Annotated in this window: 15 protein-coding genes and 2 tRNA genes; 10 read left to right on the top strand and 7 right to left on the bottom strand. The window is 54.3% G+C overall.

All coding sequences use genetic code 11. The annotated features are described in order from the left end of the window. Positions 1 to 98: 98 nt before the first annotated feature. Positions 99 to 2,663, top strand: a complete 2,565-nt coding sequence (locus tag BM022_RS03585) for a TonB-dependent siderophore receptor (RefSeq protein WP_256208889.1) — start codon at positions 99 to 101, stop codon at positions 2,661 to 2,663. A gap of 126 nt (positions 2,664 to 2,789) precedes the next feature. On the opposite strand, the gene BM022_RS03580 is transcribed toward BM022_RS03585, so the two are convergent. The 3 genes from BM022_RS03580 to BM022_RS03570 form a co-directional block, all read right to left on the bottom strand. Then, positions 2,790 to 2,984, bottom strand: coding sequence for a YbdD/YjiX family protein (locus BM022_RS03580; protein WP_091137198.1), 195 nt, complete (start codon positions 2,982 to 2,984; stop codon positions 2,790 to 2,792). 20 nt (positions 2,985 to 3,004) lie between these two features. Next, on the bottom strand, positions 3,005 to 5,077 hold the full coding sequence (locus tag BM022_RS03575; protein WP_091136956.1) for a carbon starvation CstA family protein: 2,073 nt from the start codon (positions 5,075 to 5,077) through the stop codon (positions 3,005 to 3,007). 88 nt (positions 5,078 to 5,165) lie between these two features. Further along, on the bottom strand, positions 5,166 to 5,720 hold the full coding sequence (locus tag BM022_RS03570) for a DNA-3-methyladenine glycosylase (RefSeq protein ID WP_256208887.1): 555 nt from the start codon (positions 5,718 to 5,720) through the stop codon (positions 5,166 to 5,168). Positions 5,721 to 5,927: 207 nt separating this feature from the next. On the opposite strand from BM022_RS03570, the gene BM022_RS03565 reads away from it, so the two are divergent. Further along, positions 5,928 to 6,815, top strand: a complete 888-nt coding sequence (locus BM022_RS03565; protein ID WP_256208886.1) for a DMT family transporter — start codon at positions 5,928 to 5,930, stop codon at positions 6,813 to 6,815. 119 nt (positions 6,816 to 6,934) lie between these two features. Here BM022_RS03565 and BM022_RS03560 read toward each other — a convergent pair whose 3' ends face one another. Further along, on the bottom strand, positions 6,935 to 7,315 hold the full coding sequence (locus tag BM022_RS03560) for a hypothetical protein (protein ID WP_091136955.1): 381 nt from the start codon (positions 7,313 to 7,315) through the stop codon (positions 6,935 to 6,937). 255 nt (positions 7,316 to 7,570) lie between these two features. Then, a complete protein-coding gene (locus BM022_RS03555; protein ID WP_091136953.1) occupies positions 7,571 to 7,873 on the bottom strand; it encodes a hypothetical protein in 303 nt (100 codons plus the stop codon). Between the two features lie 253 nt (positions 7,874 to 8,126). Here BM022_RS03555 and BM022_RS03550 point away from each other — a divergent pair, with 253 nt between their 5' ends. Then, complete coding sequence (locus BM022_RS03550; RefSeq protein WP_091137193.1) at positions 8,127 to 9,413, top strand: OprO/OprP family phosphate-selective porin; 1,287 nt, start codon at positions 8,127 to 8,129, stop codon at positions 9,411 to 9,413. A gap of 79 nt (positions 9,414 to 9,492) precedes the next feature. Here the strand turns inward: BM022_RS03550 and efp are convergent, their stop codons facing one another. After that, positions 9,493 to 10,059 (bottom strand): elongation factor P, encoded by a 567-nt coding sequence (gene efp / locus BM022_RS03545; RefSeq protein WP_091136952.1) that lies wholly within the window; start codon positions 10,057 to 10,059, stop codon positions 9,493 to 9,495. A 59-nt stretch (positions 10,060 to 10,118) separates the two neighbouring features. On the opposite strand from efp, the gene BM022_RS03540 reads away from it, so the two are divergent. The 7 genes from BM022_RS03540 to BM022_RS03515 all read left to right on the top strand — a co-directional run bounded on the left by BM022_RS03540 (position 10,119) and on the right by BM022_RS03515 (position 13,924). After that, positions 10,119 to 10,805, top strand: a complete 687-nt coding sequence (locus BM022_RS03540; RefSeq protein WP_091136950.1) for a uracil-DNA glycosylase — start codon at positions 10,119 to 10,121, stop codon at positions 10,803 to 10,805. A gap of 3 nt (positions 10,806 to 10,808) precedes the next feature. Further along, on the top strand, positions 10,809 to 10,997 hold the full coding sequence (locus BM022_RS03535) for a tautomerase family protein (RefSeq protein ID WP_091136949.1): 189 nt from the start codon (positions 10,809 to 10,811) through the stop codon (positions 10,995 to 10,997). 8 nt (positions 10,998 to 11,005) lie between these two features. Beyond that, positions 11,006 to 12,823: an excinuclease ABC subunit UvrC gene (gene uvrC / locus BM022_RS03530; RefSeq protein ID WP_091137191.1), complete on the top strand. Its 1,818-nt coding sequence runs from the start codon at positions 11,006 to 11,008 to the stop codon at positions 12,821 to 12,823. Further along, the gene (locus tag BM022_RS15400) at positions 12,820 to 12,972 is read left to right on the top strand and encodes a hypothetical protein (protein ID WP_177191615.1); all 153 of its coding nucleotides are present in this window, start codon (positions 12,820 to 12,822) and stop codon (positions 12,970 to 12,972) included. The genes uvrC and BM022_RS15400 overlap by 4 nt, the downstream gene beginning before the upstream one ends. A 5-nt stretch (positions 12,973 to 12,977) precedes the next feature. Continuing rightward, entirely contained in the window at positions 12,978 to 13,550 is a 573-nt protein-coding gene (pgsA, locus tag BM022_RS03525; protein ID WP_091136947.1) for a CDP-diacylglycerol--glycerol-3-phosphate 3-phosphatidyltransferase, read from the top strand. Between the two features lie 82 nt (positions 13,551 to 13,632). Then, positions 13,633 to 13,707: transfer RNA gene (locus BM022_RS03520), tRNA-Gly, on the top strand. Positions 13,708 to 13,850: 143 nt separating this feature from the next. Continuing rightward, positions 13,851 to 13,924, top strand: a tRNA-Cys gene (locus BM022_RS03515). 155 nt (positions 13,925 to 14,079) lie between these two features. On the opposite strand, the gene BM022_RS03510 is transcribed toward BM022_RS03515, so the two are convergent. After that, positions 14,080 to 14,640, bottom strand: coding sequence for a hypothetical protein (locus tag BM022_RS03510; protein WP_091136946.1), 561 nt, complete (start codon positions 14,638 to 14,640; stop codon positions 14,080 to 14,082). Positions 14,641 to 14,669: the final 29 nt, after the last annotated feature.

The raw sequence follows: 14,669 nt of genomic DNA, 5'->3' as shown, positions 1-14,669 counted from the left end.
AAGACTTTAAAGACTTTTACAAGAAACAATCGTAGCCAGCCAGCCTGTTCCGGGCAAGCCAGCCAATTTATATCCGACTTACTGGGGGGTATTTGGCTGTGAAAAATATAATAATAAAAAATATAACAATAAAAAAAAGCAGTAAGTCGAGCGTAGTCCTGACTACAGATTCGATCGGCTCTGGCGGAACGAAAGCCGAAGCGGGCCACACGCCGCAAACACGCGATGGCTTTCGCCATTCCCATCTTGCTACGGCAGTGCGCGGCGCGCTCTTCTCGTTGGGGTTGGCGACAATGACGCTGCCTCATGCCGTCCTTGCCCAAACTGGCGGCGCTACTGCTGCAACGGTGCAGGCTTACAGCATTTCAGCCGGCCCCATGGAGCGCGCTCTTGAGGAATTTGGCCGACAAGCAGGACTCAAGCTCTCCTTCGATGCTGCGGAAGTAAAAAACATCACCACGCCGGGGTTGACGGGCAATTTTTCCGCCCAGGATGGGCTCAGTCGTTTATTGTCCGGGAGTGGCCTGGAAGCGGTTGCTGAACCTGGTGGTTATGTTATCAGGAGGTCTACAGTGGTTGCCCAGCCAACGGTGTTGCCGCCGGTAGAAGTTGCCGCAACGCCGATCACCGGACCCACGGATGGCTACATGGCCACGAAAAGTTTCGGCGCGACCCGAACCGATACCCCGCTGCGCGACGTGCCGCAATCGGTCACTGTGGTAACGAAGGATCAGATCAGGGATCAAGCCATGATGAGTATTACCGACGTGGTGCGTTACGTGCCCGGCGTCGTTCCTTCCCAGGGGGAAGGCAACCGGGATGCGGTGATTTTTCGCGGCAATCAATCGACGGGAGACTTCTATGTCGACGGACTGCGCGACGATGTGCAGTATTTGCGCGATCTTTACAATATAGACAGGGTTGAGGTCTTAAAAGGGTCCAATGGAATGATATTTGGACGCGGCGGGGCGGGCGGCGTAATCAATCGCGTCACCAAAGAGGCCAACTGGACGCCGGTCAGCGAAATCGTGGCCCAGTACGGATCTTTCAGCCAAAAGCGGATTGCCGTCGACATCGGACGCCCCATCAATGACGTGCTCGCTATTCGTCTGAATGCCATGTACGAGCACTCGAACAGCTACCGTAGCGGAGTGGATCTCGAGCGGGGTGGGGTCAACCCTACACTGACTTTCAAGCCCACCGCGCAGACCAAAGTCGTTTTGAGCGGCGAATACTTTACCGATAACCGTGTGGCAGACCGTGGTATTCCTTCTTTTGGTACGACGTCCGGTGTGGTCGACTCAGGCCGCCCTGCCAATACCCATTGGTCGACTTTTTTCGGTGACCCAAACCGAAGCCCCGTGCGTCTGGACACCTATGCCTTGAACTCTCTCATGGAGCATACGTTCGACAATAATCTTACCGTTCGGAATCGTACGCGCTACGCCAGCTACGACAAGTTTTATCAGAACATATTCGCCAGCAGCCCCGTCGTCGCCAACAATTTAGGTGTCCAAGGCTATAACGACGCCACGGAGCGCGATAACCTTTTCACCCAGACCGACTTTCTGTATGCCCTGAATACGGGACCCATCAAGCATGAGTTCATGGCGGGGGTGGAGTATGGGCGCCAGGTGACCGATAATTTCCGTAATAACGGTTATTTCAACAACAATTTCACCAACGGCGGACGGACCGATACTGTTTCTTTTTTCAACCCTATTACCCTGACTCCCGTTACATTCAGGCCGGATCCCACCGGGGCGGCAAGCGGGGGCGCCGCTACTGCGAATAACCATGGCACCGTTGAGGTGGTTGGCGTGTATTTGCAGGATCAGATTACGCTTCTTCCCCAGGTGAAAGCGGTCCTCGGCATTCGTTACGATAATTTCGATACGAAATTTCGCAACAACAACACGGGGCAGGTATTCAATGTAACGGATGGATTCATTTCGCCCAGGGCGGGCCTGATTTATAAGCCCATCGAGACCGTTTCGATTTATGGAAACTACAGCCTGGCGTACGTACCACGCGCCGGAGATCAACTCACCTCGTTGACCCTCAGTAATGCTGCGCTCAAGCCGGAGCAATTTATGAACCTGGAGCTGGGGGCCAAGTGGGATATCCGGCCCGACCTGTCGTTAACCGCGGCGCTGTATCAACTGGAACGAAGCAACGTCATCGCCCCGGTTCCAAATGACCCCACCCGAACCATGTTGGTGGACGGCCAGCGCGCGCGTGGCGCGGAGGTCGGGTTGGCGGGGCGCATCACTCCCCAATGGAGCGTGATGGGGGGGTATGCCTACACGGATGCCGAGATTACCCAAGCAATAACCGGGGCGCGAGCTGGCGCGGTGGTGGCGCAAGTCCCGAAGCATACTGTCTCGATGTGGAATCGTTATGATTTCACACCATTCCTGGGACTGGGTCTGGGCGTGGTCCATCGCAGCAGCATGTATGCCGCGCTTGACAATACGGTGCTGTTGCCGGGCTTTACGCGGATGGATGCCGCGATGTTCGTCAGGCTGAACCGGACATTACGCGTGCAAGCGAATATCGAAAATATCGCGGATGTCGACTACATCGCCTCCGCGCATAACAACAACAACATCCTGCCTGGCGCGCCGCGCATCTATCGCCTGACCGTGATCGCCAACTTCTAGCTTCCATAAAGTCTCAGTGGTAGCCAACAGAAAGCCTCGGTTTGTACCGAGGCTTTCGCCTCTGTCATCCTTTCGGTGAACGTGGCCTCACGGTAGCAGTGCCGTCATACCTGCAAGTTTCCGGGCCTAACAACACCTGCTGATTTTGCCGCCATACCGCGCCTCCTGTCGTTCGCGGAAGAACTCGGGATAAGACATCGCCGGGCGATCCGGATGGGCATTTTTCATGTGCTCGAGATAGGTGCTGTATTCGGGCACGCCTACCATTAGACGCACGCTCTGTCCCACAAAACGCATTCCTTGCGTAATTTTTTTCAACATATTCCTGCTTTCCTCATTCATCATATTCTTAAGCCTGCTTCAGCCGGCAGTAACTCGAACGGCGCCTCCTTTGCGCTGGGGCTGCCCACGGCCCGGGCCTGCAGAACTGTTCGGATGCCGAATGCCAGCATGCTGATCAGTACCAGCATGAATAGTCCTGCGAGCGACGCGTTGACATAATCGTTAAAAATGACCTGTTGCATCTGTTCAATGGATTTGGCAGGCGGCAGGACTTGACCCTCGGCAATCGCCCCCTTGTATTTGTCGGCATGGGCCAGAAAGCCGATGCGTGGATTGGCGTCGAAGATCTTTTGCCAGGCAGCCGTCAGTGTGCAAACAATGACCCATGAGGCCGGGACGACGGTGATCCAGGCAAAACGGTCGCGCTTCATCTTGAACAGCACGACAGTGCAAAGAATCAGCGCCACCCCGGCCAGCATCTGGTTGGAAATTCCGAACAATGGCCAGAGCGTATTGATTCCCCCCAATGGATCGATGACCCCCTGATAGAGAAAATACCCCCAACCCGCGACGCACAGTCCGGTGGCGATCAGGCTTGCCCCGAGGGAGTCGGTACGTTTCATGGATGGGATGAAGCTACCCAGCAAATCCTGCAGCATGAAGCGTCCCGCGCGCGTCCCGGCATCCACCGCCGTGAGGATAAAAAGCGCCTCGAACAGAATTGCGAAGTGATACCAGAAGGCCATCATGGTCCTGCCTCCGGCAAATTCCGACAGGATGTGCGCCATGCCTACCGCCAGGGTCGGTGCGCCGCCGGTACGGGAAATGATGGTGTGTTCCCCCACATCCTTCGCCGTCTGGTTTACCATCTCAGGCGTGAGATAAAAGCCCCATTTCGAGATAGTTTCCGCAGCTGATTCCGCGGTGGTGCCGATGATCGCGGCCGGACTGTTCATGGCGAAGTACACGCCCGGCTCAAGGGTCGAGGCGGCAACAAGCGCCATAATGGCCACGAACGATTCCATCAGCATGGCCCCGTAGCCGATGAATCGGGCATCGGTCTCGTTCCTGATCATCTTCGGGGTGGTGCCGGAGGAGATGAGCGAGTGGAACCCGGATACGGCACCGCAGGCAATAGTGATGAACAGGAAGGGAAACAGGCTGCCCGACCAGACGGGCCCAGACCCATCCACGAACTGGGTGAAGGCGGGCATTTTCAATTCCGGCGAAATAAATATGACGCCGATCGCCAGACCCACGATGGTTCCGATCTTTAGGAAGGTGGACAAATAATCGCGCGGAGCCAGCAACAACCATATTGGCAACACGGAGGCTATGAAGCCATATCCGATCAGAAGCCAAGTGAGTTGTTCACCGGTGAGGGTGAAAAGCGTGGCCAGCTCCGGAATTTCCTGCACGTATTGACCGCCCACAATGGACAGCATCAACAGCGCAAAGCCGATCAGTGAAACCTCGCCGATAGCGCCGGGACGGAAGTATCGCGCATACACACCCATGAAAAGCGCCGTCGGAATCGTGGCGGCAACGGTAAATGTGCCCCAGGGAGATTCGGCCAGGGCCTTTACCACGATCAGCGCGAGTACGGCGAGGAGGATGAGCATGATGAAGAAGGTGCCAAACAGGGCGATCATGCCGGGTATCTTGCCCAGTTCGGATTTGATCAGATCGCCGAGGGAACGGCCGTTGCGGCGGGTGGAAATGAATAGCACCGTGAAGTCCTGCACCGCGCCGGCAAACACCACACCTGCCAGCAGCCAGAGCATGCCAGGCATATAGCCCATCTGGGCGGCGAGAATAGGGCCGACCAGCGGACCTGCCCCGGCAATGGCGGCAAAATGGTGACCGAACAATACATATTTGTTGGTTGGCACATAGTCAAGGCCGTCATTGAATTTGTAAGCCGGAGTCATGCGGGTAGGGTCCAGCCGCAGGACACGGCGGGCAATGAACCGGCTGTAGAAGCGGTAGGCGATGGTGTAGACGCAGATGGTTGCGATCACAATCCAGATGGCGCCAATCGATTCCCCCCGCTGCAAGGCAATGACAGCGAACGCCGCAGCGCCTGTCATCGCGAATGCCGCCCAGCCAAGTTTGATGATCAGACTGCTCATTTTTTCTCCTAACGCAAAATCCGAATTGATGCCACGATTATAGTTTGTCGCTGAAATTTTAGGCTGAGCTTGTTGCTTGCGGCCAACCTTAACGGAATGGGCGACTCACGAAAGAGGAGCCAGCAAATCCGAAACGCCACGGCATATCGATGGCCTTGGAAATACCGATGCGAGGTCCGGTCACGATTGTTACCGGCTCCAATGGCGGTATGAGCTGAAATGGCGGCAAGTCGATCGGCAAACCGCTATGTGCGCGTGTGATACCTAGCGCCTGGGATACGCGACCCGGCCCGGAACATAGCAGGCGCACGTCGTCCAGTCCACGACGTGAACGCATGATATCCAGTCCCGCCGCCGGATCGATCGCGCGGATCAAAACACCTGCCCCATGTCCTTCCGTCCGGCAGACGAAATTGAGGCACCAGTGAATTCCATAGGAGCGGTAGACATAGGCGCGGCAGGGCGGGCCAAACATCACCAGGTTTCGTTTTGTAGGGCCAGAAAAGCTGTGCGAGGCAGGGTCGTCATGATCATAGGCTTCCGTTTCTACGATACGTCCTCCAACTCCATCCACGAGCAATGTCACGCCGATCAGGCGCTGCGCCACTTCAACGGATGACGCCGAAAAATCGATAAATGGCATTTCTGAGCTCATGGCGGCAATATTATACAGAGCACTTGCAAAAACAATCTTGCCGGATCGTCGATAATCCGTTGACAGCATGAAGCGGTGCCTCCTGTACTTACATTGTCCGCATGTATATGCTACAACCCGCCCCGCTAGGCGTTTAACACTAATACATACTTGTGAACCAATAATGAATTTTTTTGCATGAAGGGGAAGGAATCTATGTCCGCGCCGTGGCTGATGGTTGCCTCGACACTGCTATTTGCAACCATGGGCATGTGCGTAAAGTTCGTCTCGGCCGAATACAGCACGGGAGAGATTGTGTTCTACCGCGGCTTAGTTGGCGCGGCAATGATGATTATGCTCGCTCGGATGCGTGGCTCCACGCTCAAGACCAGGTTGCCAGCAATGCATTTCTGGAGAAGCCTGTCCGGTGTGAGTGCGCTCGGTCTCTGGTTCTACGCAATTGGGGAGTTGCCGCTTGCGACTGCCTTTACCCTGAATTACATGGCGCCGATCTGGATGGTTGTCCTCCTCATTGGCGGCTCCGTATTATTCAATCACGCGAAGGTGAATGCGAACCCGATTGCGGCCATCCTGGTGGGTTTTGCAGGGGTGGTATGCGTACTTCAGCCCACTTTAGCAAGCAATCAAGCATGGGGTGCCCTGACGGGCCTGCTTTCCGGCCTGCTCACGGGGGTAGCGTACATTCAAGTGGCTGCACTTGGACGGGCGGGCGAACCGGAGGATCGGGTAGTGTTTTATTTTTCTCTAGGGAGCATTGCGGGCGGCGCCGTGGCGACGTCGCTTTTTAGCGGATGGCATGGGCATAGCCTTACAGGGTCGGGATTGCTGCTCGCAGTCGGTTTACTCGCCACGCTCGCGCAGTTGATGTTGACCCGCGCGTATGCTACCGGACGTATGCTTGTCAATGGCAGTCTGCAGTACCTGGGGATTGCGTGGTCCTATCTGTATGGCGTTTTTCTGTTCGATGATCCGGTCACTGTTATTGCCCTATTGGGCATGGGCTTGATTGTCCTGGCGGGCATTGCGGCAGTGCGGTTGCGTCCCACCGTCCTGGCTTCGAGCCGCATCAGCACCACGCTATAACGATCGAAGTAAGCAGAAGAATATTGATGAGTGTAAAGTGGTGCAACAATAGACTCACGCGGTGGTTCAGTGTTTTGCCCGAACCACCGTGCAAACCGTGAGTCATAAGAACCGGGTGCTTAGTTCGGCCCGATCGGACCGCCTTGCTCTTCCTTCAAGTCCTTCATTGGTTTTCCTTCTTTATCTCGGGGAAAGTCCGGAACATGGGCATCAGGGCTTGGCGATTTTGGATCTGCTGCACGTTCCACTCTTTTCCTCTGGTCAACCTGTCCCTGATCCATTCCTGCCTTTCCTTCCTTAAGGCTTTCACTTTCACTGGGCGTTTTGCCCGCGGAACCACTTTGACCGGCAGAACTGCCGCTCTGACCAGCAGAACTGCCTTGCCCGTAGGAGCTACCTCCAGACTGGGCGTGTGCGATCCCAGCTATGCCGAAGATGGCGGCGCTGACCAGAGCTACTACGGATGCCATTGAGCGATTTTTTACTGTAGAAGTTTTCATGGCTGTTCCTTTTTGGAGATCCAGCGATATTGCTGTGTTTGAAAGATTACGTTCTGGTTGCTACTTGTTCAGTGCGGTATCACACGAAGGTCATCCATTGGCTGCCCGCTGAAAAGGAAGTTTCAATGCAACTCACTGAGTTGTAAACGACAGCGCCGGTGACCGAGATGCAGCTTGCCAAGCTTTATGAGACGAGAGGCTTGTGATACCCGCCGCCCGGCAAGTCCGGCGCGTATAAGTCATGCAAGCGAACGATCAATATCTTCCCTTGATTCGTGGCCCCGTCCCATTCGCCGAATCCTGGTCATAAAGCTCGACATTCACGCCTTCTTGATACGAGCCTCCATATTGGCTACTGCTCGACTTACTGCTGCCAGCATTCTGTTGTGATCCGGTTGTGCCATAGCCAGACGTATTGGAAGAGCTCGTTCCCTGCTGGGAGGATTCTTGACGTTGCTGTTCTGACATGGGGTCCTGCTTCCCTGAATCATAACTTTGGGCATTGGCCAAGCCCGCGATGCCAAAAATCATTGCTGCGGCGATTGGAAGAATTTTCATGATCATTCCCTTATTTTCAATCCAGCGAAGTGCTGTGACGACAATGTTAGGCTGAGTTAAGCCATTGTTCGGTGCGGTAGCATACGAAACCGCAGAGCGATAACGGAGGTTTCGAGCCATCGCCTAAGAGGCGTCGAAAGCCGACTCATGCATGGAATCATGCGTTAAAGTTATGCGACACGTGAAAAAGGCAGGACGCTTACAACTGGTTTCGCAACTGGTGTTACATGGGACAGTTTCCGGCCCGTCAATAATGTCTTATCTATTGAAATATAGCGCTTTTGCTGTTTTTTTACTGCTTGGCGCCGGTGGTAGTCCCGCTCATGCGTTTCGTATCGTCACCGAGGGCGGACCCAAGATCCAGAGCGACAGTGGGAATTTCGAGCTTGGGCTCAATGCTCGCGCGCATCTCGACGTACACTCCTTCAGCCAGGATAGCGCGAATCCAGCTTTTCCGCCTTTCGGCAGCCAGACGCTGACTAGCGACGACGGTAGTGGTTTCAACTGGCGCCGGACTTATGCCACGCTTACGGGCAAGTTTTATCGCCTGAATTTCAAATTCGAGAATGATTTTGCCGCGGGCGATTTTCCGCATACGCTCCGCGAAACCTGGGTTTCAACCAAACTGGGCTCCGGTCTTGTCACCGTCGGGCAGTTCAAACCCTACCGCGGCATGGAAGAGCTGACCAGCTCAAACGAGATCACGTTAATGGAGCGCCCTTCCACCTCATCCACTGGTATATACAACGGACGCCAGTTCCTGATGGGGATGGGTTACAAAGACACGATCGGGGGCAAGTTTGGCTATGGCGTCGATGTCATGAGCCTGGGCCACATGGGCTTACCGATTGAAGGCTTGACTTACGGTGGCCGCGCTGTCTGGTTGCCTATCTCAGAGGAGGGGACGACAGTGCACTTTGGGTTCTCCTTCAGCCGGGATCATGCCACGGCAGAATCACTTTCCGCGGGCGCGGTCGATGTGTATGGCGGGCGAATAGGAATTCGAAAATCGCTGGGCACCGCTGGCGCCGGCATGGCCGCTGGTAGCTCGACGCAGACGACGTTTGCCGCCGAGGCGGCCTGGGCTTTGGGGCCCGTGACCGTGCAGGGCGAGTATGCAAACTCGCGGCTCGACAATACTCACCTGGTTGGAGGCGCGCAAAAGGATTCCACCGTGCAGGCATATTATGTGCAGGCAAGCTGGTTTGTCACAGGTGAGAAAGCGCTTTACCGGAAAGAACGCGGCACATTTGGGAAGCCAACGCCGATCAGCAAGTTAGGCGCTCTGGAGTTGGCTATTCGATATGATTTGGCGGAGAACACGATGCAGAGCCTGATGGCAGACCCTTGCCGCACCGGGACGTCGAAATGTCAGGTGGAGGTGATTACGCTAGGCGCCAACTGGTATGTCCGCCCGGGTTTACGCTTTATGCTGAATTATTATGTAACTGAAGCATCGATCGGCAACGTCGGCCCTGGCACGGCGAATCGGAAGGACGAGCCATACGTGATTTCCTTTCGCACCCAGTTGAGTTTTTAGCCGGCAATCGACGATTTGTACGTGAGGGGCTAATACCTACGGGAATGTGTTTGTTCGGCCATCCTCCACTGCAGCATACCTACATGCGCTCGATATACTCCCCGCTATCGGTGTTGATCTTGATCTTTTCACCTTGCAGGACGAACGGCGGAACCATGACAACAAGACCGGTCTCCATCGTGGCAGGTTTGTAAGAGCTGGTGGCAGTAGCGCCTTTCAGGTTGGGTTCAGTGTCAGTGATGGTCAGCACGACGCTGGCGGGAAGCTGTACCCCGATGGCGCGGTCGTTGTGGAAGTTAACCTGTACATCCGTGTTCGGCAACAGGTATTCATACTGGCTCTCAAGAAAATCCTGCGAAAGGCTCAATTGTTCATAATTCTCTTTATCCATGAAGATATAGTTGTCGCCTTCCTGATAGAGAAAGGTCATTTCGCGCGGCTCGACAAAAGCGCGTTCCACTTTATCCTCGGTACGAATACGCTGATTGGTTTTGGTGCCTGCTTCTATATCCTTCATTTCCACTTGCATGAATGCACCACCACGGCCCCCTACATGGACGTGATAACATTTCAGCACGCGCCAGATGCGTTTCTCCCATTCGATGAGGTTGCCGACGCGGATTTCGGTTGCAAGAACTTTAGCCATGAATTTGTCCAGTGAATCAAGAAACGCGCATCTTACTACAAAATATTGCGGGTAATTGTATGCAAATGAGATTTACCGTTGACTGCCGCGATTGCTCACGGCTAGCCGGATTTTTAGACGAGGTAAAGGCGTGCTACCCAGATTACTATGCCCGTCCCGTGCCGGCCTTTGGCGATGTGGCACCCGAACTTCTTATTATCGGCCTGGCGCCCGGGATGCATGGAGCAAACCGCACCGGGAGGCCCTTCACGGGCGATTACGCCGGCATATTGTTATATCAAACGCTCTATAAATTCGGCTTTGCGACTCACGAGGGGTCGGCTTCCGCAAACGACAACCTTGAGCTCATGCGTTGCCGCATTACCAACGCGGTCAAATGCCTGCCACCGGGAAACAAGCCCGAGCCAGGGGAGATACGACAATGCAACCGTTATCTTGCAGAGGAGATTTCCGAGTTTGCGGCTAGCGGATCCGCACTGCTTGCTCTTGGCGCTATTGCTCATCAGGCTGTGCTCATGGCGCTGGGGCTCAAGCTCAAAAGCTATCCATTCAGCCATGGCGCGATTCACACGCTTCCCGGCCGGGCTTCGGTTGACATACCAAAATCCACAGGGTTGACGCTATATGACAGCTACCATTGCAGTCGTTACAATACCCAGACCCGGCGTCTGACTCCCGATATGTTTGAACAGGTATTTGCCAACATCTGCGCCGATTTCGCCGCTCACCAAAAAACTGGAGAATAACCCATGCCCTATGTCAATATTCGCATCGCGGGTTCGCTCAGCCGCGAGCAGAAGCAACAAATCGCCCAGGAAATTACCGATACGCTCGAGCGGGTAGCGCACAAGCCCAAGTCTTATACCTATATCGCCTTTGATGAACTGCCGCATGAAAGCTGGGCCATCGCGGGGACACTGCTGGGAAAAGAGGACTGAATTCATTGTTGGCAGAGTCTGTCTTCGACCCCAAGCCATTTTGCGCGCGTCTTCCTTCCCAACCGGGTGTTTATCGCATGATAAATTCGGCGGGGCAGGTGATTTATGTCGGCAAGGCAATCGATCTCAGAAAGCGTGTTTCCTCCTATTTTCAGAAAAACGGCCTAGGTCCGCGCACCCAATTGATGGTTTCGCAAATTGCGGGGATCGAAACCACGGTAACCCGTTCTGAAGCGGAGGCCCTGTTACTTGAAAATAACCTGATTAAAACGCTTGCGCCGAAATATAACATTCTGTTCCGGGACGACAAGTCATATCCCTACGTTATTCTGAGCGGTAACCGCTTCCCCCGGCTCGGCTTTTACCGCGGCCCGCTGGATAAGAAACACCGGTACTTCGGTCCGTTCCCAAGCGCAGGAATGGTGAGGGAAAGCATCCAGCTCTTGCAGAAGGTGTTTCGCATCCGCACCTGCGAGGACAGCGTGTTCAGCAATCGCACGCGGCCCTGCCTGCTCTATCAAATCAAGCGTTGCAGCGGCCCGTGTGTGAACCTGATTTCTGAGCAGGCCTATAGTGAAGACGTGCGTGATGCCGGCTTATTCCTGCAGGGCAGGCAAACCGAGGTTCTGGAAAGTCTTACCATTAAAATGCGGGCGGCGGCGGATTCTCAGGAATACGAGCAAGCAGCCCTGTTTCGTGATCAGATTCAGGCCCTGCGCAAAATCCGCGAGAAACAATTTGTGGATAGCGGTAAGGCGCTGGATGCCGATGTGGTTGCGGCTGTCGCGGAGAATGACGCGGGTGGAAGGATATGTGTCAATCTCGCCATGATAAGAGGAGGCCGGCATCTGGGGGATAAGAGTTTTTTCCCCCAAAATGCGGAAGGATACGATCTTCCTGAGGTGGTGGAGGCGTTTCTGGCGCAGCATTACCTGAATCGAAGCGTGCCAAACCTCATCATTGTCGGTGAGAAGATTCAACGGGAAACGCTTCAGGCGCTGCTGGTCGAGCAATGCGGCCATAAAATCGTTATCAATGCCAATCCGATCGGCGACCGGCGCATGTGGCTGGACATGGCGGCCGAAAACGCGCGCCTGGCGCTCGCACAGATGCTGAGCCGTCAGGCCAGCCAGGAGGACCGGCTACAATCGTTGCAACAGGCGCTGGATATGACAGGGCTAGGGCGCATCGAATGTTTCGATATCAGTCACACGATGGGGGAGGCCACCATTGCTTCCTGCGTAGTCTATGACAATTTTGCGATGCGAAATAGCGAATACCGCCGCTACAATATCACCGGCGTTACGCCGGGGGATGATTATGCCGCGATGCGTGATGTGCTCGCCCGGCGCTATCAAAAAGTCGCGGAAGGCGAGGGGAGTCTTCCCGATCTGATTCTGATCGACGGCGGCAGGGGGCAGGTCAATGCTGCTCATGAGGTATTGGTCGAGCTTGGACTGAACGATGCCAATCTGCTAGGTGTTGCCAAAGGCGAGGAGCGGAAGCCTGGCATGGAGCAATTGATTTTCCCGGCGAGGGAAAAGCCGCTACAATTGTCAAGGGATAGTCCCGGGTTGCACTTGATCCAGCAAATTCGCGACGAAGCCCATCGTTTCGCGATATACGGCCATCGCGCCAAACTCGGCAAATCGCGCACCAGTTCAAGCCTTGAGCAGATTGCCGGAGTTGGCCCAAAGCGCCGTCAAGGTCTACTGGCAAGGTTCGGTGGCCTGAAAGGTGTACGCACTGCCAGCATTGACGAACTCCAGCAAGTAGAGGGGATCAGCCGTGCCCTGGCTGAAAAAATTTACCGGGAGCTGCATTGAATGATTCGGAGGCGTGCCGCCTCGGTGACATCAGGCACCCTGAAAGCTATGCGACCGATCTTAATGCCAATTCGGTAGTCAGCAGGCCATCAGAAGCGAAAGTTCCGAATATGGCATTATTCGCCAGTCATACCACTGGCATAGCCTGACTCTTATGCCTTTTAACCTCCCCAACATCCTTACCTGGATGCGCATTCTGGCAATTCCGCTGTTCGTAGGAATTTTTTATTTCCCGCCCACCTGGTTGTCCCCCTCGGATCAGAACCTGATCGCCACCATTATTTTCACCGGCGCAGCGATTACAGACTGGCTCGATGGCTACCTGGCCCGGGTGCTTCATCAAACGTCGGCTTTTGGCGCGTTCCTGGACCCGGTGGCGGATAAACTGATGGTGGCGGCGGCATTAATTGTCCTGGTTTATTTAAGCAGGCTGGATGCGCTTATTGCCTTCATCATAATCGGCCGTGAAATCACGATTTCGGCCCTGCGGGAATGGATGGCGCAGATTGGAAAGGGCAAAAGTCTGGCTGTTTCATTTTTGGGCAAGCTGAAAACTGTATCGCAAATGGCCGCCATCCCGTTGCTGTTGTATCACGACAAAATAGGGGAGGGCTTCGACCCACAGAAAGTCGGAACGTGGCTGATCTACCTGGCCGCGATACTTACGCTATGGTCGATGGCTTATTATTTGAAGGTGGCCATCCCCCAGGCATTGAAACATGGCTGAACCATGTTCACCGATATATGAGTTGCATAGGGCCTTTCTTGACAACGGCAACAGCATCCTTATAATGCCAAGATTGTATTTCGCGGGAATAGCTCAGTGGTAGAGCACAACCTTGCCAAGGTTGGGGTCGCGAGTTCGAGCCTCGTTTCCCGCTCCAGTTACAGGGAAAATGGATCCTTTCGCACAAGGCCATCGTATGTAACCCATGCGCCTTTGCTGAAATCCGTTTTCCCTTTTTAGCTTTTAAGTTGTGCTATTGCACCGCAACGGTGCGACCAATCCAAAGGTTGTGGCAGCAATGGCGGGGTGGCAGAGTGGTTATGCAGCGGCCTGCAAAGCCGTGGACGCCGGTTCGATTCCGACCCCCGCCTCCAACAAATCAATACCTTACGGAAAGCCACGAAATCAAGAATGGCGAAACGTTTCGTCATTCTTACGTCTTTTCTCGTTTGGCATAACCGGACATCAAAACCGGGGATACCCTTTCACCGACTCTTTGTCAGGAACATTCTTTATAACCCACTGTAAATCAAGATGGGCGCATTTTATACACTGCGTCTCGAATTGAGCGCGCGTAGTTCAAATCGATACCGCATTCGAGAGCTAGTTTGAAAAATTCCTGCGCGCTTTCCTTCGGGGCGCGGCGACGCTGGCGCGTGGCATTTTTCGCTGTCGTCACCAAGTCAGGCAAATCGCCACCCGAAATATACTCAGTGGCGTAGGCTTGCCTGCAAAAAGCAGCTATTACTTGGTCGTCCAGATCTGGACCAAAGATGAAATACTTCAGGTAAGGCAGGAAATGGCCATGGCAGAGTATCGCGTCACCGATAGTTCCGTTTGATTCGAAAACTTCCTTTCTTGATTTTTTTGATCCGATCTTTAACTCAGCGTCTGTAAAGAAGCGAAGTCGAATTTCAGGAACTGCTTCCCGCGCCAAGATTGACTTGGCCAATTGGCTCGCAACAATACAAGAGGCTCGCGCTGTCTCATGTCCGCAACCTCGAATATCAAATGTGATTTCTCGTAGGAGCTCTTCTTCGTGCGGGGTGAGAGAAATCGGTGTCGGTATTTTATGTCCAGTAATGGTCATTGCTCGCCTTAAGGCCTGAAACCCATCTG

Source organism: Nitrosospira sp. Nsp14 (assembly GCF_900113575.1).
In the GTDB taxonomy this organism is placed as follows: domain Bacteria; phylum Pseudomonadota; class Gammaproteobacteria; order Burkholderiales; family Nitrosomonadaceae; genus Nitrosospira.
This window is presented reverse-complemented; position numbering and strand designations above follow the sequence as displayed.